Below are 19,866 nucleotides of genomic sequence, written 5' to 3'. Positions count from 1 at the left end.
ACTCGAGCGTAATCACCGGCACGTTATCCAAAACCAACGGAGAATTCAATCTCGAAAACCTGCCTTTCGGCCCTTGTATTATCCGTATCAACTTCATGGGATATACAAGCCTGCAGAAGAAAATAACGATCACTCCACAGACAGTGGAACAGGATCTCGGCAACATAAAAATGCAGCCCAATGTAAAAACACTGCAAGGCGTGGAAGTGACAGGACAAAAAAGCGCTTTCACCATGGGCATCGATAAAAAAGTATTCAACGTTGACAGAAACCTCGTCAGCGTTGGCGGTACCGCAACAGATGTATTGAAAAATGTACCGGCTGTAAACGTAGACCTGGACGGAAATGTAACCGTGCGCAACGCCACCCCCAACATCTTCGTGGATGGAAAACCTTCTACGCTTACACTCGACCAGATACCTGCTGATGCCATAGAAAGTGTAGAACTGATCACCAATCCATCTGCCCGTTATGATGCTGAAGGTATGTCGGGCATACTCAACATTGTGCTGAAGAAAAACAGGAAAGCCGGCTTCAACGGCTCCGTTCAGGCAGGCGTAGGTACCGGTGGAAAATATAACGGCGGTGGAAATATCAATGTCAAACAGGGCAAATTCAACGTATTCGCCAACTACAATATCAACGCCAACCGCTCCTGGGGAGAAGGCACTACCTCCCGCACCAACTTCGGCAAAGCTGGCCTGAGCGATACCAACTATCTCTTCCAGAATAGCAACAGCACCAGTAAACCGCTGTTTCAGTTCGGACGCATCGGAGCAGATTATTCGCTCGACAACCGCAACACCATTTCATTGTCGCAGAACATTGTGGCAGGCAATTTCAAAAATAACGAAGACCTCCTTAGTACCTTCGCCAATAAAGATAAAACTACAACAAGCCTCAGTGATCGTATCAACAACAATAAGTTCACCTTCCGCAATTATACCACTGCACTGAGTTTCAAGCATACCTATGCAAAACCCAACAAAGAATGGACAGCGGATCTCAACTTTAACAGAAGCACCAACAGCCGCGACGGAGATTATATCACACAGGCAAAAGGTCTGACAGGACTGCCTTTCGGCCAGCCATTGGTTCAGAACAATGCATCGGCAGGTAAAACCACTTTCATTACGATACAGACAGATTACGTGAACCCGGTGGGTAAGAACGGAAAACTGGAAGCCGGCGCAAAAGTAACGCTACGCGATTATTCCAGTAATTACAACGTATTCGATAGAGATACTGTGAGTGGCAACTTCATTCTGAACCCAATCTTATCCAACAATTATAAATACAACGAAGAAATATACGCAGGTTACGCCAACTTCTCCAATACGATTGGCAACTTTGGTTACCAGGCTGGCCTCCGTATAGAGCAGTATGTTTATGCAGGGGAAAATGAAGGTGTGCATTATAAGCCCACAAAGGCTACTCCTGGCTTCTTCCCAAGCGTCTACCTGTCGCAGAAATTAAAACACGACCAGGAACTGCAACTGAACTATTCACGCAGGGTGAACAGACCAAACTTCTTTCAGCTCATTCCCTACCGTGATTACAGTGATCCGCAAAACCAGCGCGAAGGTAATCCCAACCTGAAGCCGGAGTACACCAACAGCCTGGAGTTTTCATATGCTAAAAACTGGGCCAACAGCAATCTGCTGGCCAGCATATACTTCCGCAATACCAACAATCTGATCTCCACCATCAGCACTCCTATAGGTGCAGATACACTGCTGACGCAGTATATCAATGCCAACAGAAGCAACGCATACGGAGCAGAGATCACCATGAAAAACCAGATACTGAAAGGATGGGATGTGACCACCAACGTGAACCTGTTTCAAACAGACATGAAGGTGAATACCAACGGACAAAATTTCACCAACAGCGGCTTCAGCTGGCTGGGCAAGATCAACTCAGAAACCAAGCTGCCGGCCAATTTCACTGTACAGGTGAGCGCCACTTATCAGGCCCCTGCTATTGCGCTGCCTCAATCCGGTGGCGGCGGCGGCGGACGTGGCGGCGGTGGTGGCGGTTTTATGATGATCCCTTCTTCATCGCAAGGCAAGATCCAGGGCTTCAGCACAGTAGACCTCGCCGTCCGCAAAGACTTCCTGAAAAACAAGACAGCGTCTGTTACACTCAGTGTTTCCGATATCTTTAATACACGGCAGTATCAGCTGAATCAGCTCACACCATTGTTTGAACAGGATTATATCCGCAAGCGTGAGTCCCGCATCTTTAAGATCAACTTCAGCTATCGCTTCGGAAAGTTTGATACATCGCTGTTCAGAAAGAAAAAACAACAGAACAATAATAATGATGTGCAAATGGGTGATCCAATGCAGACTTTCTAATATTATGAAAGAGGGTGAATGCAAGTACCAGGAGCCGGTATGTGGCGCGGAAGCGCACTGCCGGCTATCTTTTGCAATGTACCATTCATCATAATTCGTGAATCTTTAACTATCCAGCTATTACTTTAGTTGCAGATCCTCAGCGGCCAGTAAGGAAAACCTGCCGCTGAAAAGCCAAAATGCTAATAATGCTATAATTGTTGATGCGCGCCGTTTTTCTTCTCTTATCCATGTTTGTGGCTGCGTATAACGCTAACGCACAAACGACAACCGCCGGCGCCTGGAAGATATCAGGCAAAATAGTGGATGCTGTAACCAGCAAACCGGTGGAATATGCTTCCGTAGTGCTACTGCGGCAGGCAGACTCTTCTATGGTGACCGGCATGTATACCACGCCGGCCGGAGGCTTCAGCTTCAGTAACCAACCCGCTGGTATCTATGTCATCCGCGTAACTTTCATGGGCTATGAAAAGCTGGAAAAAGCGGTAAAGGTGGTGGATGGTAAAAATACATTGGCTGGCACACTGCGCCTGCAGAAAGCGGGTAACCTGCTCAATGCGGTGGAAATAAAGGCGGAGAAGCCTGCATTCTCTATGCAGATAGACCGTCAGGTGTTTGATGCCGGCAATATGATCAATGCCGAAGGAGGCACAGGAACAGATATACTAAAAAACATCCCAAGTGTAGATGTGGACATCGATGATAATGTCACCCTTCGTGGTAAAAGCGTTACCATTTACGTGGATGGAAAACCTTCTCCCTTTGGCGATGCAAAGACAGCCCTGCAGATGATTCCTGCCGAAAGCATAGACCGGGTGGAAGTGATCACCAACCCTTCCGCCAAGTTTGAAGCACAAGGCGGCGGTGGTATCATCAATATCGTATTGAAAAAAGACAAGGCCATTGGCTACAACATTATGTTCAACGCCGGCGTAGCTACCCGCGGTCAGCTTAATGGAAGCGCCAATGCCAACCTGCGTCTGCGCCGCTTTAACTTCTTCGGGAATTATAATGGCAGACGCGAGGACATCAGCGGCAGCGGCTTCAGCTACCGCCGTAACCTCGTGCCCGACAGCAGCGAAACTTCCTTCTTCTCCCAGAACAGTCATAACAACAACCGCAACGGCAATAACGGCACACGTTTTGGCTTCGATTACTTCCTCGATGATCACAATACTTTCACCATCGCTGAAGGCCTTAACTACAACCAGAACCGGAATGAAGACCATATCCTGCTCGATTACCAGGATCTGCACAACAATTCCATCCGCAACGGCAGTCGCGATAACTACAGCAGGAACCGCAGCAATAACAATAATACCAGCCTGAATTACAAGCACACTTTCAGTAAACCGAACCAGGAACTTACCGCCTATATCAGTTACAGCGGCAATAAAAGTAACAGCGGCAGTGAATACAACACACAATACCGCAAACCTGGAGTGGATACCTTACCACACCCTAATACGCAACACAACACCGGCCGTAATGGTAACCGCTTCTGGAATATACAGTCAGACTATTCCACCCCATTAGGTAAGAAAGGTAAACTCGAAGCCGGTGTAAAAAGCACCCTGCGGCATATCAGTAACGACTATACGGCAATGCTGTTCGACTGGGATAAACAGGATTTTGTGAAGAGCGATCGTTTATCGAACAAATATGATTATGAAGAAGACATTTACGCAGGATATATCAACTTCGCAAATGCTATAGGTAATCTGGGCTACCAGGTGGGCGTAAGAGCGGAGCAGTCATACCTCAAAGGCTATTCATTCACCAGGGATACAACTGTAGACAACCGCTTCTTCAACCTGTTTCCCAGCATTTTTCTGAAATATAACCTGCCGCATAATCAGAACCAAAGCCTCGTGTTCAACTATTCTACCAGGATAGACAGGCCTAACTTTGATCAGCTGCTGCCTTATGTGAACAACTCCGATCCGCAGAACATACGCACCGGTAACCCCGAACTGAAACCTGCACTTTCTCATAAATTTGAGGTGAGTTATTCGGAATATTATCCCAAAACCAATAATTATCTCAGCACCAGTGCATATTATGCGCAGACTAATGATAATATAGACCGAATCAGTACACTGGATACCGTAACAGGCGTAACTACCACCAAACCCATGAACCTTGCCACACAGCAGAACATGGGTGCTAATATCTCCTATAGCATTAATTTTTATAAATGGTGGAAGGCCAGCGCTAACCTTAATATGGAATACAATAAGCTCTCCAGCGCAGCCATCAACAATGAGAACTTCAGTGTCGGCCTGAATGCCAACACGCAATTTCGTTTACCCGGCAGGTTTAGCATTGAGTTGAGCGGTCATCTGAGAACACCCAGGATACAGCCTCAGGGTACCTTTAAGGCAATGAACGGGATTGACCTCGGCATGCGGAAAGAACTGCTGAAGAACAGGAACCTGGTAATTGCACTGAATATCTCCGACCTGCTGAACACACAACAGTTCAGCTCTCATTATGAAACACCGGTATTCATACAGGATTACGACCGCAAACGCACTACACGCTTTATCCGCCTGAATATACGCTACCGCTTTGGTAAGATGGATCCCAACCTGTTTAAAAAGAAGAAACGTGTGGAAGAAGAGGAGAAACCAGCTGAAGAGCCGGAAGAAAAGCCAAAGGAGAGAGGCAGGTTGTAACAGGAAGTTCCCGCACAACCTGCGTACGATTATTTTTTACCGGCCAGCATGGGCACAAAGGAGAAGTTATCGAACAGTTCCTGATCTGTTTCTGTTTCACTTACTTTGGTGATGCGCAGCATACGCTGCACCTCCTGGCCACCAACGGGGATCACCATTTTACCGCCTATTTTCATCTGCTGTACCAACTTCTCTGGGATATGCGGTGCTGCGGCAGTCACCAATACTTTATCAAACGGCGCATAGGAAGATAATCCTTCATAGCCGTCACCGTAAAACAGGCGAAGATTGGGGTACTTCGATTTAAAAGGGAATTGCTTCATCTGGTCAAACAGCTTCTTCTGGCGCTCAATGGTGAACACGTTGGCTTTCAACTCTGCCAGTACGCAGGCCTGATAACCACTACCGGTACCTATTTCCAACACCTTTTCATACGGTTTTATTTCCAGCAGCTGCGACTGATAAGCCACAGTATATGGCTGGGAAATGGTTTGCCCTTCGCCAATGGGGAAGGCCCTGTCATCATAGGCTATACTCTCAAATGCCGTGTCAAGGAAAAAGTGCCTGGGAATATTACCGATTGCCGCCAGTACGTTTTCATCGGTTATGCCTTTCTGACGGATACTGTCAACCAGTTGTTTGCGTAGTCCTTTTTGCTTATAAGTATCTTCATACCGCCTCATACCCGCAAAATTAACCAATACCGGCGATTTTCCATGAATTAGCTGCATCGGAATTTCGGACATTCGTTTTTTTATTTTTACTTTACAATCCATTTGAGCGCCACAGCTCATAAATGATCACGATTATGGATATAAATATTCAAAACAAGGTAACTCAATGGCTGAATGGTAATTTCGACGCTGAAACCAAGGCCGCGCTTAAGAAAATGCAGGAAGGCAACCCCGATGAGCTGAATGATGCATTTTACCGTAACCTCGAATTTGGTACCGGTGGGCTCAGGGGAGTGATGGGAGTAGGTACCAACCGCATGAATAAGTACACTGTTGGTATGGCTACCCAAGGGTTCGCCAACTATCTCAATGAGACATTTAAAGACGACGAAGTTAAAGTAGCTATAGCGCACGATAGTCGCAATAACTCCCGCTTTTTTGCCGAAACAGCTGCCAACGTATTTGCAGCCAATGGCATTAAAGTGTACCTTTTCGAAAGCCTGCGTCCTACGCCCGAGCTTTCTTTCGCCATCCGCTACCTGAAGTGCCATGGCGGCGTTGTACTCACCGCTTCACACAATCCGCGCGAATACAATGGCTACAAAGCTTACTGGAACGATGGTGCACAGCTGGTACCACCTCACGACAAAAACGTGATCCGTGAAGTGGAAAATGTACTTTCCCCGGATGATGTAAAATGGAGCGGCGGCGAGGCCAACATTACACTAATAGGTAAAGAAGTGGATGAAGCCTACCTCCAGGAACTGCAGCGCCTTTCTATCAATCCCGATATCAACAGACAACAACACGATCTTAAAATAGTATATACGCCTATTCATGGTACAGGTATCACCATGGTTCCTGAAATCCTGAAAAGGTTTGGCTTCACCAATGTGAATGTTGTGGAAGAACAGGCCACTCCTGATGGTAACTTCCCAACCGTGGTATATCCCAACCCGGAAGAAGCCGAAGCGCTGAGCCTCGCACTGAAGAAAGCAAAAGAACTGGATGCTGATATACTCCTCGGCACCGATCCCGATGCTGATCGTGTAGGCATCGCCGTTAAAGACCTCAAAGGTGAATGGATACTGCTGAATGGTAACCAGACCGGCGTACTGCTGTTCAATTACATTGTGGAAGGCCGCAGCCGCAAAGGACTTGCAAAGCCTAACGACTTTATCGCCAAAACAGTGGTAACCTCCGACCTGATCGATGTATTTGCCGCTAAAAACAATATCACCTGCTATAATGTACTCACCGGCTTCAAGTGGATCGCAGACCTGATCCGTCGCAAAGAACCGAAAGAAACATTTATCTGCGGCGGCGAAGAATCCTATGGTTATATGATAGGTAACAATATCCGCGACAAAGACGCCATCTCTTCTGTGGCAATGATCTGTGAAATGGCCGCCTACGCGCGCAGCCAGGGCAAATCATTGTATGAGCTGCTGATCGCTATCTACGAAAAATACGGATATTACAAAGAACACCTGATTTCTATCACCCGTAAGGGCATGAAAGGCGCCGAAGAAATCGCCGAAATGATGCGCGGTTACAGGGAAAACCCTCCAGCCTCCATCAATGGTTCTCCTGTAGTGACCGTATACGATTATCAGCTTCAACAGATAAAAGATATCAACTCCGGCGACATCAATCCGCTTGATCTTCCCAAATCCAACGTATTACAGTTCGAACTGGCAGATGGTAGCAAAATATCTGCACGTCCTTCCGGCACCGAACCTAAGATCAAATTCTACTTCAGCGTAAACGCTCCCCTGGCAAGCATCTCCGGGTTTGATAAAGTGACGGCAGAACTGGATGAAAAAATAAAAGGCATCATCGCAGATCTGAAACTGTAAGTGGATACCCATAAAACTAACAATCATCAATAATACAGTATTGCATAACAGCCCGGTCGGCATTCCTGCAAAGGGATGGGCCGGGCTGACAATGCTATGGCTCCTGCTCACCTGTTCACTACAGGCGCAACACAAGGTCCCCCTGTTCTCAATCCCGGATACCACCATAAAAGAACGTATATGGGTATTGAGCGGTGCTACAGCAGCTGTTTACGGCGCCAGCCTTGTTGCATTGAACACCGCCTGGTACAAAGGTTACCCTAAAAGTACTTTCCACTTCTTCAATGATGCCGGCGAATGGAACCAGATGGATAAAGCAGGTCATGTTTTCAGCGCTTACTTTGAAGGCAAGTATAGCCGTGAGCTATGGCGCTGGTCAGGACTTCCCCGCAAGCAACAGATCTGGATCGGCGGCATGAGCGGGTTAGCCTATCAGTCTGTAGTGGAAGTATTGGACGGCTTCTCCAAAGAATGGGGATTTTCCTGGAGCGATATGGCTGCCAATGCAGTGGGTTCTGCATTGCTCATCAGCCAGGAACTCGCCTGGAATGAACAACGGATTCAACTCAAATTCTCTGCACATCCACGTAAATACGACGATCCGGTAATCAGGGAGAAAACTGACCAACTCTTCGGAAATGCATACTGGGAAAGGACTTTAAAGGACTACAACGGACAGACATACTGGCTGTCCGTGAATATCTATTCTTTCAATCATAATACCTGGCTTCCCAAATGGCTGAATATAGCTGTGGGCTACGGCGCAGATAATATGTACGGAGGAGATGATAATACCTGGAAAGACAGTAAAGGCATCCGGCACGACTATAGTAATATACCACGTATCCGGCAGTTCTATCTTTCGCCGGATGTTGATTTTACTAAGATACCTACAAAGAAGAAAGGCGTGAGGGTTATGTTACAGGTGCTGAATATGCTGAAGTTTCCTGCCCCTGCCCTGGAACTCAACTCTCAGGGCTATATGAAATTACATGCAGTATATTTCTGATCGGGTTATTCAAAATAAGCAGATACTATTTCTTCACCATTCATTTCTACCAACACCATATCCTGCATAGTGGTAGCCAGCGAATAGCCAACAAAATCAACTGACAACGGAAAAGATTTGTGCCTGCGATCTACCAGTACTGCTGTTTGTATTTTCTTCGGAAGATAAGCCAGCAGAGGCTTCAAGGCGTACAACATCGTGCGGCCTGAATTGGCTACATCATCCACCACCACTACTACTTTATCATTGAAGTCTACATCTTCAGAAACTTTTACCTCACCAGGATGCTGTTTATCCAGATGCAGTTCTATGATACTGATCCGGAGCGGAGAAATCTGTTTCAGTACCGCAGCAATTTTCTGGGCAACAATAAGTCCTCTATCCCAGATGCCGGCCAGGATTATATCTGTGCCATCGCTGTTGTGTTCATAAATCTCATACGCAATGCGTTCTATTTTCTTTTGGATAACATCCTTTGTGAGAATAATGTTCCTGTTTTCCATGGCACAAAAGCAAGTAAAGTTAGTTGCATGCAGAGATGCAAAAGCGCAAAGATTTTCCCCCCGCTTTGCTGCTTTGCGTTTCTGCGTGAAAAAAATCCCCTAAATTAGGGAGGTCAAATCTGAAATAATGCGAATTGTACAAGAGTTATTATTCATCATCATCTTTGGCATTGCGGTATATATTTTCTCCCGCAAAGTACAGCAGATACGAAAAAACATCCTGCTGGGCCGCGACAAAGACCTCAATGATCACCCGAACCGCCGTTGGAAAAACGTACTGTTGCTGGCATTCGGCCAGAAGAAAATGTTTCGTAATCCCCTGGTAGCAGTCCTTCACTTTTTTGTGTATGCAGGTTTTCTCATTGTAAACCTGGAGATACTTGAAATTATACTCGACGGGATTCTCGGCACACATCGTTTATTCGTTCCCGTATTGGGAAGTCTTTATCCTGTACTGATAGGATTATTTGAGGCACTGGCCGCCCTGGTAATACTGGGATGCGCCATCTTCTTTATCCGCAGAAATATTATCAAACTGAAACGCTTTGCCAGTAAAGATCTGGATGGATGGCCGCGTTCTGATGCCAATTATATCCTGATCACAGAAATAGTGCTGATGTTATTGTTCCTTACCATGAACACCGCAGATCAACAACTGCAGTTGCGTGGCTCGGAACATTATCTGCCTACCGGCTCCTTCTGGATCACCGGCAGCTTCGTACCGATGTTCAATGGCTTGTCTGACAGCGCACTCGTAGCAGTAGAACGCACCTGCTGGTGGCTCCATATTGCAGGCGTGCTGGCATTCCTCAACTATCTTCCCTATTCCAAACACCTGCATATCATACTTGCATTTCCCAATGCCTACTATGCACGACTGGACCCTCCGGGTGAGATGGAAAATATGCCTGCCGTACAACATGAGGTACAGCTGATGTTACAGCCGGAACTGGCCGCCAATGCACCTGCACCCGATGCCATGCCTAAATTCGGCGCTAAAGATGTGTTTGACCTTACCTGGAAAAACCTCCTGGATGCATACAGCTGCACTGAGTGTGGGCGTTGCTCCGCCTCCTGCCCCGCCAATATCACCGGCAAGCTGTTATCACCGCGCAAAATCATGATGGATACCCGCGACCGCCTCGAAGAAGTAGGCCGCAACATCAAAACCAACGGCACATTTACAGATGACAATAAAACCCTGCTGCGCGACTATATCTCTGAAGAAGAGCTGCGGGCCTGCACTACCTGTAACGCATGCGTACAGGAATGCCCCGTAAGTATCAGTCCGCTCGATATTATTCTGCAACTCCGCCGTCACCTGGTAATGGAAGAATCCAGTGCGCCAGCAGAATGGACCGGTATGTTCAGCAATATCGAAAACAACATGGCCCCCTGGAAATTCAGCATGGATGACCGCGATAAATGGGCCGTTGAAATGAACGGATAAAATTAATCAGCAGCTGTTGGCATACAGCTGAAACTTAAAACCTATTACAGATGCCTGTAAAAACAATGGCAGAATACGCCGCAAACGGAGAAACCCCTGAAGTGCTGTTTTGGGTAGGATGTGCGGGCAGCTTCGATCAGCGTGCGCAAAAAATCACCAAAGCATTCGCCACCATCCTTGAAAAAGTAGGTGTGCAGTTCGCTATACTCGGCAAGGAAGAAAGCTGTACAGGAGACCCCGCCAGGAGAGCTGGTAATGAGTTCATCTTCCAGATGATGGCGCAGAACAATATCCAGGTACTCAATATGTACGGCGTTAAGAAAATCGTAACCGCCTGTCCTCACTGCTTCAATACCCTCAAGAACGAATACCCGGAACTGGGAGGTAACTATGAAGTCATACATCACACTACTTTCCTGCAATCCCTTATTGACGAAGGAAAGATAAAGATGCAGGAAAACGGCACCTTCAAAGGCAAAAAGATCACTTACCACGACTCCTGCTACCTGGGCCGCGCCAATGATATATATGAAGCCCCCCGCAAAGTGTTGGAAGTACTCGATGCCGAGTTAGTGGAAATGAAGCGTTGTCGCAGTAAAGGACTGTGTTGCGGCGCCGGCGGAGCACAAATGTTTAAGGAAGAAGAGAAAGGCACTACGCGCATCAACTTTGACAGGGGCCATGAAGCAGTAGCAACCGGCGCTGCCGTAATCGCCTCCAACTGCCCCTTCTGTATGACTATGCTCACGGATGGCGTCAAGGAAACCGGCCATGAAGACAACGTGAAAGTACTGGATATTGCAGAGCTGATCGCCGCCGGTATGAAATGATCCGAAATGCGTAAATTTGCACCATGAACAAACAGATAAATTTCCCTGGAGACTTTTCACCTTCTTCAAGGGTATGGATATACCAGAGCAACAGGCCATTCAACGAGCAGGAGATCCTGGAAATCAACGAACAGCTGCACCAGTTTACAGCACAGTGGAACGCACACGGCGCCCCCGTTAAAGGATGGGGCGGCGTAGTACTCAATCATGTGATCGTACTCATTGCCGACGAAACACAGACAACCGTAAGCGGATGCAGCACCGACAGTTCCGTCAGGATCATCAAAAGCATAGAAAGACAGTACGAGGTTAATATGTTTGACCGCCTGCTGCTGGGTTTCGTTGTAAAAGACAAAGTACAGTTGCTCCCCATGGCACAGGTGCCCTATGCACTGGAAAAAGGCTACATCGATGAAAATACGTTGTATCTTAACAATACCGTGCAGACCAAAGCAGAACTGGACGCCAAATGGCTGGTTCCCCTCAGGGACAGCTGGTTGGCAGCGAAATTGAAGCTGGGAGCGCAGACCTGATATATTCTACAGTCATTTAATAATAAAGCGCAGGAAGAAGTTGATTCTCCTGCGCTTTATTATTAAATGATGTTCCGCTGCCATTCTGTCATTTTTTCCATATAATTACTTATTTTTGCCATCCAAAATTTTTGTAAGGAATGCTGGAAGAGGTTACCAAAGTACACGATGAAAGCCGTCAGGGAGAAGCGTTTGCTACGCAGGCCCCTGATACTCAGACATATAGCAAAAAATTTTACATAGAAAGCTACGGATGCGCAATGAATTTCAACGATAGTGAAATCGTTGCATCCATTCTTAATAAAGAAGGTTATGGCCCCACCCGTAATGTGGAAGAAGCAAGCCTGATCCTCATCAATACCTGCTCTATCCGCGAAAAGGCAGAGCAGACAGTACGCCAGCGTTTAACAGAGTTTCGCCACATAAAAAAGAACACGCCAGGTATGCTGATAGGCGTACTGGGCTGTATGGCTGAACGCCTTAAAGCTAAATTGCTGGAAGAAGAGAAACTGGTAGATATGGTGGTAGGTCCGGATGCCTACCGCAGCCTCCCCTCTCTGATTGCAGAAGCTGAAGGCGGACAGAAATCTGTGAACGTGCTGTTGAGCCGTGAAGAAACTTATGGCGACATCAACCCGGTTCGCCTTGACAACAACGGCGTTACATCTTTCGTGTCCATCATGCGGGGCTGCAACAACATGTGCACCTTCTGCGTAGTGCCATTCACCCGTGGCCGCGAACGCAGCCGCGATGCCTACTCCATCGTGAGGGAAGCGCGTGAACTCTTCGAAAAAGGCTATCGCGAAGTAACCCTGCTGGGCCAGAACGTAGACTCCTATTACTGGAACAATGAATCAGGTGATGAAACCGTAACCTTTGCACAGCTGCTTGAAAAAGTGGCGCTCATTGATCCCCTGCTGCGCGTGCGTTTCAGCACTTCACACCCGAAAGATATTACCGATGAGGTACTGTTCATCATGATAAAATATGAGAACATCTGCAACTATATTCACCTGCCCGTACAAAGCGGCAGCAATCGTGTACTGCAACTCATGAACCGTACCTATACCCGTGAATGGTACAAAAAGAAAGTAACACGTATACGTGAAATACTGCCCGATTGCGGTCTTTCAACAGATATTATCTGCGGATTCTGTACCGAAACAGAAGAAGATCACCAGGAAACGCTTGACATCATGGAGTTTGCTCACTATGATCTTGCTTATATGTACTTCTACTCCGAACGCCCCGGTACACTGGCTGCACGCCGCTACCAGGACGATATTCCGGAAGAAGTGAAAAAAAGACGCCTTTCAGAAGTAGTAGCCCTTCACAGGCGGCACTCTGAAGAAAGCATGAAAAAAGAGATCGGCAAAACCTACAAGGTTCTTGTAGAGGGCCGGTCCAAAAAATCCGATGAGCAGCTCTTCGGCCGCAACGACCAGAACAAGGTTATCGTATTTCCTAAAGAGAACTTTAAGAAGGGTGACTATGTCATGGTAAAAGTAGAAGACTGTACATCCGGCACACTAATAGGAAAAGCGGTCATATAAGGAGCAAAGATTCCGGAATGCCGCTGTAATTTTAAACCATATAAAACGGTTAGACCACTTATGGATATACAGGCTATTAAAAACAGGTTTGGCATTATAGGAAACAGTCCGGCGCTGAATTATGCGTTACAGGTAGCTGCCCAGGTAGCTAATACTGACCTTACAGTATTGATCAACGGCGAAAGTGGTGTTGGTAAAGAAGTTTTTTCCCAGATCATTCACGCACTAAGTGCGCGTAAACATAACCCTTTCATTGCCGTCAACTGCGGCGCCATACCGGAAGGCACCATCGATTCGGAGCTTTTCGGACATGAGAAAGGATCCTTCACCGGAGCGGTCGACAACCGCAAAGGATATTTCGAAACCGTGAACGGCGGTACCATCTTCCTCGACGAAATCGGTGAAATGCCGTTAGGCACACAGGCCCGTCTGCTGCGCGTACTGGAAACCGGCGAATATATCCGCGTAGGCTCCTCCAAAGTACAGAAAACAGATGTCCGTGTAATTGCCGCCACCAACCGCGATCTGCTGGAAAGAACACAACAGGGCAAGTTCAGGGAAGACCTCTACTACCGTCTTAATACAGTACCCATCCGCGTACCCGCACTGCGCGACCGCAAGGAAGATATTCCACTGCTGTTCCGCAAATTCTCTGTAGACTTCTCCGAAAAATATAAAACTCCTTCCATCCAGCTGGATGAAGAAGCCCGCAATATGCTCGTTAACTACCCCTGGCGGGGTAATGTGCGTGAGCTTAAAAATATTGCAGAGCAGATCTCAGTACTGTCCACCGATAAACTGGTGACCGCCAATGATCTGAAACGCTTCCTCCCCGAACTACCGGAAGTTAACCGCCTCCCAATGCTGGCAGCACCACAGCAAGCCGGCACTACAAGCGATTTTGCCAGTGAAAGGGATATCCTCTACAAACTTTTCTTTGATATGAAGAAAGATGTGACAGAGGTGAAGAAAATGTTCTTCGATATACTGCAGAATCCCAATATGGCGCATCCCACAGAATATCATCCGGCAGATAATCACGTACTGCACAGCTATCCTTCTCCTGCGGAGATGAATGTGCCCGTACAAACCCCCGCTACTATTACCAATCCACAACCGATCATTCTGTCTGACAATAAGATAGATCATCATGAGGAAGTAGAAGAAACGCTTTCCATTGCCGATAAAGAAAAAGAGCTGATTGTAAAAGCACTGAAGAAGCATAAAGGCAAACGTAAAGACGCCGCTCTCGACCTGGGCATCTCCGAAAGAACACTGTATCGTAAACTGAAAGAATATAATATCGCCGAATAAACGAATTTTAATATATTTCCGACAATGATCACATCCATCAGAGCATTGCTTACCATTGCCATCTGTGCCCTCCTGAGCGGCTGCAGCGTAAAATATTCCGCCACAGGCGCCAGTATAGATCAGGGAGCCCAAACCGTTAACGTAAGGTTTATTGAAAACCGTGCGCCCATCAACAACCCGACATTAAGCCAAAAACTGACGCAGAAGCTGCGCGATAAAATTACCGCCCAGACCCGCCTCACTCAGGTAAACGAAAATGAAAGCAAGGCCGATTACGAATTCAGAGGAGCCATCACCGGTTACTCCTTCAGTAACGCCGCTGTTACAAACGTAGACCAGGCAGCCACTTCCAGGCTTAATGTAACCGTGAATATTACGTTCATCAAACGTATTGGCGATAAAAAAGGCTTTAGCCAGTCGTTCACCCGCTCGGCAGACTTCTCTGCCAACCAGCTGCCAAGCGCCGTAGAAAACCGCCTGCTGGATGAAAACATCATTCCTGGCATGGTGGATGATATTTTTAACCGGGCATTCGCCAACTGGTAATTCGTAATTTTTATTACATTAGCGGCATATGATCGTAAACAAGATAACAGCGCATGTCTTTCTCAAGCCGGAACTGCAACAGGTAGATGATGTAGTGATAGAACGGCTGTTGACAGAGCACCCTTATTTTGCTGCCGCTCACCTGCTGCTGGCAAAGAAAAAGTATCTTGAACACGGAGATCTTCGCGACGCCACGGTGAAAAAGGCATTGCTATACAGCAACCAGCACCATCATTTTTATCAGCTGGTAACCGCCGGAAACCCGGAAACTTCCCCCGTAGTGGATATACCCATACCGCTTCCCGAAGTGCCGGCTTTTGCTTTGAAAGAGGCCATTCCAGCCCCCGCTGTAGCCGAAACGGTGATACTGGATGATGCCGTAGCCCATGTGCCTGATCTGGCGGAAGAAGAGGAAATCCCCGCTTCCACCATAGCCGAAGCAGTAATGCAGGAAGCTATCTCAGCCCCCATGCCTGACATAGCAAAGGAAGAGGAAAGCCCTGCTTCCACCGTGACTGAAGTAACAACACCGGAAAATGCAGCTTCCATCGCTCCTGAACCAGCAGCCATATTGACTGCAGCCACTGAGCCAGAAGAATTACCTGCACCCGCAACAACTTTAACTGATACAGAAGAGGCTCCCGCCGGTAATAAGTCCGACGAGGAACAACCCATTAAAATATTCCCTTTGGCGATACCTGAAGAAGAGATGACCCTTACCTTTCAACCGTTGTATACCGACGACTACTTCGCCTACAAAAGGCTGAAGGACCCCGGCGGGGCAGCAGACGAGCTAAACGAACAAGGTATGGCAGAAATGAAAAGCTTTACGTCCTGGTTACGGCAAATCAAAGACAATTTTGCCGGCAAAACCAATAAAGACTGGTATCACCAGCAATTGCACCGCATCTATGAAGAAGATGAGGAGCCCGAAATCTCTGAAACAGTGGAAAAAATGGCGATGGATTCCATTACCTTCAACAATGACATTGTTTCTGAAACACTGGCCGAAATCTGGGTACGCCAGCACCAGTATGAAAATGCCATCAGGATATATCAAAAATTAAGTTTGATTAATCCCGACAAAAACGCTTATTTTGCGCAAAAGATACAAGAACTAAAGTCACAAAAAGATAAAAACAAACATTAATATTCTATGTTAATAATTTTCGGTATCCTGATCATATTGGCCTGTGTGCTGTTAGGCTTTTTTGTACTGATACAAAACCCCAAAGGAGGCGGCTTGTCCGGTTCTTTCGGAGGTATCGGTAACCAGGTGATCGGGGTGCGCCAGACAACCGACGTTTTGGAAAAAGGTACCTGGATACTGGCTGCAGTGATTGCTGTACTGTGCCTTACCGCTCCTTTCTTTATCGGCAAAACATCCAGAGCCGCTAACACTGCGCCAACTGCCGTTGAAAGAGCTTCTGGCGGCCAACCTGTACCTCAGCAGGCGCCTGCACAATTGCCAGCTCCGGCTCCAGCCCCTAATAAGAAATAATTTTTCCTGAATAATATTTATTAAAACCTCGCCGTTAAAAGCGAGGTTTTTTACATTAACAATACATCTCCGTTGGCAAAAAAACACAAACCTGTTTCCATCTGGGTAAAACGCAGTCTCGTTATTGCCGCCTGCCTCGCTGCAGGCGCACTGGTATACGTATCTTACCGTGTATTCGGCCCTAATACCAAAGCATTTGGTGACTCCAGGTATTTCTATGTACGCACCGGCAGCACCTATGCCAATGTACTGGAAGGCCTCGAAGATCAGGGTATTGTACGCAACCGTAACAGCTTCAACTGGGTGGCACAACAACTCGACTATCCTTCCCGCGTAAAGGCTGGCAGATACAAAATCGCCAGAGGCATGAGCAATTTCGAAATAGTGAAAATGTTGCGCTCCGGCAAACAAAGCCCCGTTACGCTCGTCATCAATAAACTGCGTACTAAAGACGATTTCATCAGAAAGGTAAGCACCAGCCTGGAAGCCGATTCCACCGCCCTGCGTGCACTCATGCAGGATCAGGTATATCTTCGCCAGTTTGGCCTGGATACCAACATGGTAATGTGTGCCGTTGTGCCCAATACCTACGAATTCTACTGGAACACCAGCGCGGAAAATGTCTTTAAAAAACTGGAAAAGGAAAGAGAAGAATTCTGGACAGATGAACGCAAGGAAAAAGCCCGCGCACTCGGACTTACCCCTAATCAGGTAACTGTACTGGCCTCCATTGTGGATGAAGAATCCAACAAACTGGATGAAAAACCATTCATTGCCAGTGTATATCTTAACCGTTACCGCAAAGGCATGCGCCTTCAGGCTGATCCTACTGTGAAATTCGCGCTCCAGGACTTCGCCCTGAAAAGAATCCGGGAAGGACACACGCAGTTCGATTCTCCGTATAACACTTACCGTTATAGCGGCTTACCTCCCGGCCCAATCTGTACCCCCTCGGAGAAAACACTGAATGCTGTACTCAATACGCCGGAAACAGATTATCTGTATTTTTGCGCGAGAGCTGACTTCTCAGGCTATCATGCCTTTGCAGCCACCTACGAAGAGCACCTGGTAAATGCGAAGAAATACCAGGCGGAGCTGAACAAACGAGGACTATGATTTTTTATATGATGCATTTGATAATCCTGATGTTGTGTAGATTTTAGTGAAGAGACCCGGTAATTTTTTCTTTTGTTGATGAGATGTTATACTGACATATCTCATCAACAAAATCTTTTTAAACATCTCCTCATCAGAAAATTCAAACCAATCATACAAATCACAGTTCATACAATTATTCGCTTCGATCATCACGATCATAAAACATCACCCTAATCACAGTATGGTATTTAAACCCGAAAACATCATCTTTCGCTCACGTCCTTACAGATGGCTGGTCAACAGGAGTAAAACACTGATCCTCCCCGGCTTCAAGGGACTGCCGTTATATGATGTACTTAAATTTTTCGGGAAAGAAACCAAAAGCAGGGGCCTTGGCGACAGAGCCAGGGCAATTTCCTTCAACTTCCTGCTGGCGATACCGCCTTTTTTCATCTTCCTGTTCACCCTCGTCCCCTTTGTGCCCGTAAGAGATATTGAAGCCACACTTTATGACCTGGCGCAGGATCTTACCCCCAATTACAACACCTATATGATCGTACGGGAAATGATACACGACTTCCTCTACACACACCGCAACGGACTATTGTCAGTAGCTTTTCTCATGGGCTTCTTCTATTCATCCAATGGCGTGATGGGCATACTCCGCTCGTTCAGTAAGATAGAAGGTACCGGCTTTCATAAAAGAAAATGGTGGCAGAACAGGCTCATTGCGCTGGAACTGACAGTAATACTGGTATTCCTCCTGCTGCTTACTGTATCCCTGGTGATTGCGCAAGGGGCCACGCTACGCTGGCTCTTCAACATCATAGACATCAGGAGCGAATGGCTGCGTAACGTGATCGATATTGCACGGTGGATCCTGATCATTATGCTCTTCTACTCTATCAATGCTGCGCTGTACCGCATCGGTGCCGCTACCACAAAGAAATGGAAATTCATCACTGCCGGCGCCACGGTAGCTACTATCGGGATGATCGTAGTAACCATAGGCTTCTCCTGGTTCGTTAACCACTTCGGCAACTATAATAAGATATACGGCTCCATCGGAACAATCCTGATCCTGATGCTCTGGATCTTCTTCAATTCATTCCTCCTCCTGGTAGGCTTTGAGCTGAATGCCAGCATCAGCCTCCTCAGTGCCGCCCGCCAGGAAGAAAGGATGGCTCCGGCCAGCGCATGATAAATATTTTTATTTTATAATATTTTAGGTTATCTTTCTGGTACCTGGTTTTTGCAATTATTCTAAAACTGTCACGTTATATATACAGGACCAGAAATCCGATCATTATGATGAAGTCCGTTCTCTATTTAACCTGTGCAATATTCCTGAGCGTCCACCATCCCGAAAAAGGTATGCCCATAGAGCCCGGTGCTGCTATCCCTCTGCCAGATGCTACATGGACCGATGTTTCCGGCAAAGAAGTTTCACTTAACAGCATCAAAAGTAACAATGGCCTGCTCGTTGTATTTGCCGGCAATCATTGTCCGTACATGCAGCGTAACCAGATAAGACTGCACCAGGTTTGCAGCTTTGCACACAGAAACAATATCGGGGTAGTCATGGTCAACTCCAATGAAGATGAACGCACTACTACCGAATCATTCGCTGCAATGAAAGCATATGCCGCCGAACAGAAATTCAGCTGGCATTATATCATAGACAAAAAAGCCGCACTGGCTGCAGCCTTTGATGCAGAACGCATCCCGGAATGTTACCTATTCGACAAAACCGGTCGTCTTGTATATAAAGGAGCCGTAGACGATAATCCCGGTAACGCAGATGCAGTGAAGATTCATTACCTGCAGAACGCCATCAATGAGATACTAGGCGGGAAATCTGTATCCGTAAGCACATCCAGCAATACGGGATGTAGTATAAGAAGAAGCCTTTGATATTTTTTTATTTTTTTATTTAGGTATTTAGATATTTAAAAATG

General features: G+C 46.9%; 17 protein-coding genes. 15 read left to right on the top strand and 2 right to left on the bottom strand.

The window, feature by feature from the left end; translation table 11 throughout:
• A partial coding sequence (locus tag VM802_RS25685; protein WP_325536091.1) for a TonB-dependent receptor occupies positions 1–2,360 on the top strand: 2,360 nt, incomplete at its 5' end.
• Between the two features lie 236 nt (positions 2,361–2,596).
• A complete protein-coding gene (locus VM802_RS25680; protein ID WP_325536089.1) occupies positions 2,597–5,038 on the top strand; it encodes a TonB-dependent receptor in 2,442 nt (813 codons plus the stop codon).
• Between the two features lie 29 nt (positions 5,039–5,067).
• Here the strand turns inward: VM802_RS25680 and VM802_RS25675 are convergent, their stop codons facing one another.
• Complete coding sequence (locus tag VM802_RS25675; protein WP_325536087.1) at positions 5,068–5,721, bottom strand: protein-L-isoaspartate(D-aspartate) O-methyltransferase; 654 nt, start codon at positions 5,719–5,721, stop codon at positions 5,068–5,070.
• A gap of 125 nt (positions 5,722–5,846) precedes the next feature.
• On the opposite strand from VM802_RS25675, the gene VM802_RS25670 reads away from it, so the two are divergent.
• Together VM802_RS25670 and VM802_RS25665 are read left to right on the top strand one after the other, a co-directional pair.
• Positions 5,847–7,571, top strand: a complete 1,725-nt coding sequence (locus VM802_RS25670) for a phospho-sugar mutase (protein WP_325536085.1) — start codon at positions 5,847–5,849, stop codon at positions 7,569–7,571.
• Positions 7,572–7,611: 40 nt separating this feature from the next.
• On the top strand, positions 7,612–8,580 hold the full coding sequence (locus VM802_RS25665; RefSeq protein ID WP_325536083.1) for a DUF2279 domain-containing protein: 969 nt from the start codon (positions 7,612–7,614) through the stop codon (positions 8,578–8,580).
• Between the two features lie 5 nt (positions 8,581–8,585).
• On the opposite strand, the gene VM802_RS25660 is transcribed toward VM802_RS25665, so the two are convergent.
• A complete protein-coding gene (locus VM802_RS25660; RefSeq protein ID WP_325536081.1) occupies positions 8,586–9,083 on the bottom strand; it encodes a phosphoribosyltransferase family protein in 498 nt (165 codons plus the stop codon).
• A 127-nt stretch (positions 9,084–9,210) separates the two neighbouring features.
• Here VM802_RS25660 and VM802_RS25655 point away from each other — a divergent pair, with 127 nt between their 5' ends.
• The 11 genes from VM802_RS25655 (at position 9,211) to VM802_RS25605 (ending at position 19,822) form a co-directional block, all read left to right on the top strand.
• A complete protein-coding gene (locus VM802_RS25655; RefSeq protein WP_325536079.1) occupies positions 9,211–10,533 on the top strand; it encodes a 4Fe-4S dicluster domain-containing protein in 1,323 nt (440 codons plus the stop codon).
• 50 nt (positions 10,534–10,583) lie between these two features.
• Positions 10,584–11,363, top strand: a complete 780-nt coding sequence (locus tag VM802_RS25650) for a (Fe-S)-binding protein (protein ID WP_325536077.1) — start codon at positions 10,584–10,586, stop codon at positions 11,361–11,363.
• Between the two features lie 23 nt (positions 11,364–11,386).
• Positions 11,387–11,896 carry a hypothetical protein gene (locus VM802_RS25645; protein WP_325536075.1) on the top strand — a complete coding sequence of 170 codons (510 nt, stop codon included), beginning with the start codon at positions 11,387–11,389 and terminating at the stop codon, positions 11,894–11,896.
• Between the two features lie 140 nt (positions 11,897–12,036).
• On the top strand, positions 12,037–13,449 hold the full coding sequence (gene miaB / locus VM802_RS25640; protein ID WP_325536073.1) for a tRNA (N6-isopentenyl adenosine(37)-C2)-methylthiotransferase MiaB: 1,413 nt from the start codon (positions 12,037–12,039) through the stop codon (positions 13,447–13,449).
• Between the two features lie 60 nt (positions 13,450–13,509).
• The gene (locus VM802_RS25635; protein WP_325536071.1) at positions 13,510–14,763 is read left to right on the top strand and encodes a sigma-54 interaction domain-containing protein; all 1,254 of its coding nucleotides are present in this window, start codon (positions 13,510–13,512) and stop codon (positions 14,761–14,763) included.
• Positions 14,764–14,787: 24 nt separating this feature from the next.
• Positions 14,788–15,309 (top strand): LPS assembly lipoprotein LptE, encoded by a 522-nt coding sequence (lptE, locus tag VM802_RS25630; protein ID WP_325536069.1) that lies wholly within the window; start codon positions 14,788–14,790, stop codon positions 15,307–15,309.
• A 28-nt stretch (positions 15,310–15,337) separates the two neighbouring features.
• A complete protein-coding gene (locus VM802_RS25625) occupies positions 15,338–16,459 on the top strand; it encodes a DUF8458 domain-containing protein (protein ID WP_325536067.1) in 1,122 nt (373 codons plus the stop codon).
• Between the two features lie 6 nt (positions 16,460–16,465).
• A complete protein-coding gene (gene secG, locus VM802_RS25620) occupies positions 16,466–16,810 on the top strand; it encodes a preprotein translocase subunit SecG (protein WP_325536065.1) in 345 nt (114 codons plus the stop codon).
• Between the two features lie 72 nt (positions 16,811–16,882).
• Entirely contained in the window at positions 16,883–17,926 is a 1,044-nt protein-coding gene (gene mltG, locus VM802_RS25615; RefSeq protein ID WP_325536063.1) for an endolytic transglycosylase MltG, read from the top strand.
• A gap of 223 nt (positions 17,927–18,149) precedes the next feature.
• A complete protein-coding gene (locus VM802_RS25610; protein ID WP_325536061.1) occupies positions 18,150–19,109 on the top strand; it encodes a YihY/virulence factor BrkB family protein in 960 nt (319 codons plus the stop codon).
• Positions 19,110–19,216: 107 nt separating this feature from the next.
• Positions 19,217–19,822, top strand: coding sequence for a redoxin family protein (locus tag VM802_RS25605; RefSeq protein WP_325536059.1), 606 nt, complete (start codon positions 19,217–19,219; stop codon positions 19,820–19,822).
• The last annotated feature ends 44 nt before the right edge of the window (positions 19,823–19,866 follow it).

The organism is Chitinophaga sp. (assembly GCF_035538455.1).
Taxonomy (GTDB): Bacteria; Bacteroidota; Bacteroidia; order Chitinophagales; family Chitinophagaceae; genus Chitinophaga.
The sequence above is the reverse complement of the archived record's forward strand: the minus strand, read 5'-3'. Positions and strand labels throughout refer to the sequence as shown.

Coding starts and splice junctions, on each gene's coding strand:
- VM802_RS25650 (WP_325536077.1), top strand. CDS start 10,584: ATGCCTGTAAAAACAATGGCAGAATACGCCGCAAACGGAGAAACCCCT.
- VM802_RS25660 (WP_325536081.1), bottom strand. CDS start 9,083: ATGGAAAACAGGAACATTATTCTCACAAAGGATGTTATCCAAAAGAAA.
- secG (WP_325536065.1), top strand. CDS start 16,466: ATGTTAATAATTTTCGGTATCCTGATCATATTGGCCTGTGTGCTGTTA.
- VM802_RS25645 (WP_325536075.1), top strand. CDS start 11,387: ATGAACAAACAGATAAATTTCCCTGGAGACTTTTCACCTTCTTCAAGG.
- VM802_RS25625 (WP_325536067.1), top strand. CDS start 15,338: ATGATCGTAAACAAGATAACAGCGCATGTCTTTCTCAAGCCGGAACTG.
- miaB (WP_325536073.1), top strand. CDS start 12,037: ATGCTGGAAGAGGTTACCAAAGTACACGATGAAAGCCGTCAGGGAGAA.
- VM802_RS25610 (WP_325536061.1), top strand. CDS start 18,150: ATGGTATTTAAACCCGAAAACATCATCTTTCGCTCACGTCCTTACAGA.
- VM802_RS25675 (WP_325536087.1), bottom strand. CDS start 5,721: ATGAGGCGGTATGAAGATACTTATAAGCAAAAAGGACTACGCAAACAA.
- VM802_RS25635 (WP_325536071.1), top strand. CDS start 13,510: ATGGATATACAGGCTATTAAAAACAGGTTTGGCATTATAGGAAACAGT.
- VM802_RS25670 (WP_325536085.1), top strand. CDS start 5,847: ATGGATATAAATATTCAAAACAAGGTAACTCAATGGCTGAATGGTAAT.
- VM802_RS25605 (WP_325536059.1), top strand. CDS start 19,217: ATGATGAAGTCCGTTCTCTATTTAACCTGTGCAATATTCCTGAGCGTC.
- VM802_RS25655 (WP_325536079.1), top strand. CDS start 9,211: ATGCGAATTGTACAAGAGTTATTATTCATCATCATCTTTGGCATTGCG.
- lptE (WP_325536069.1), top strand. CDS start 14,788: ATGATCACATCCATCAGAGCATTGCTTACCATTGCCATCTGTGCCCTC.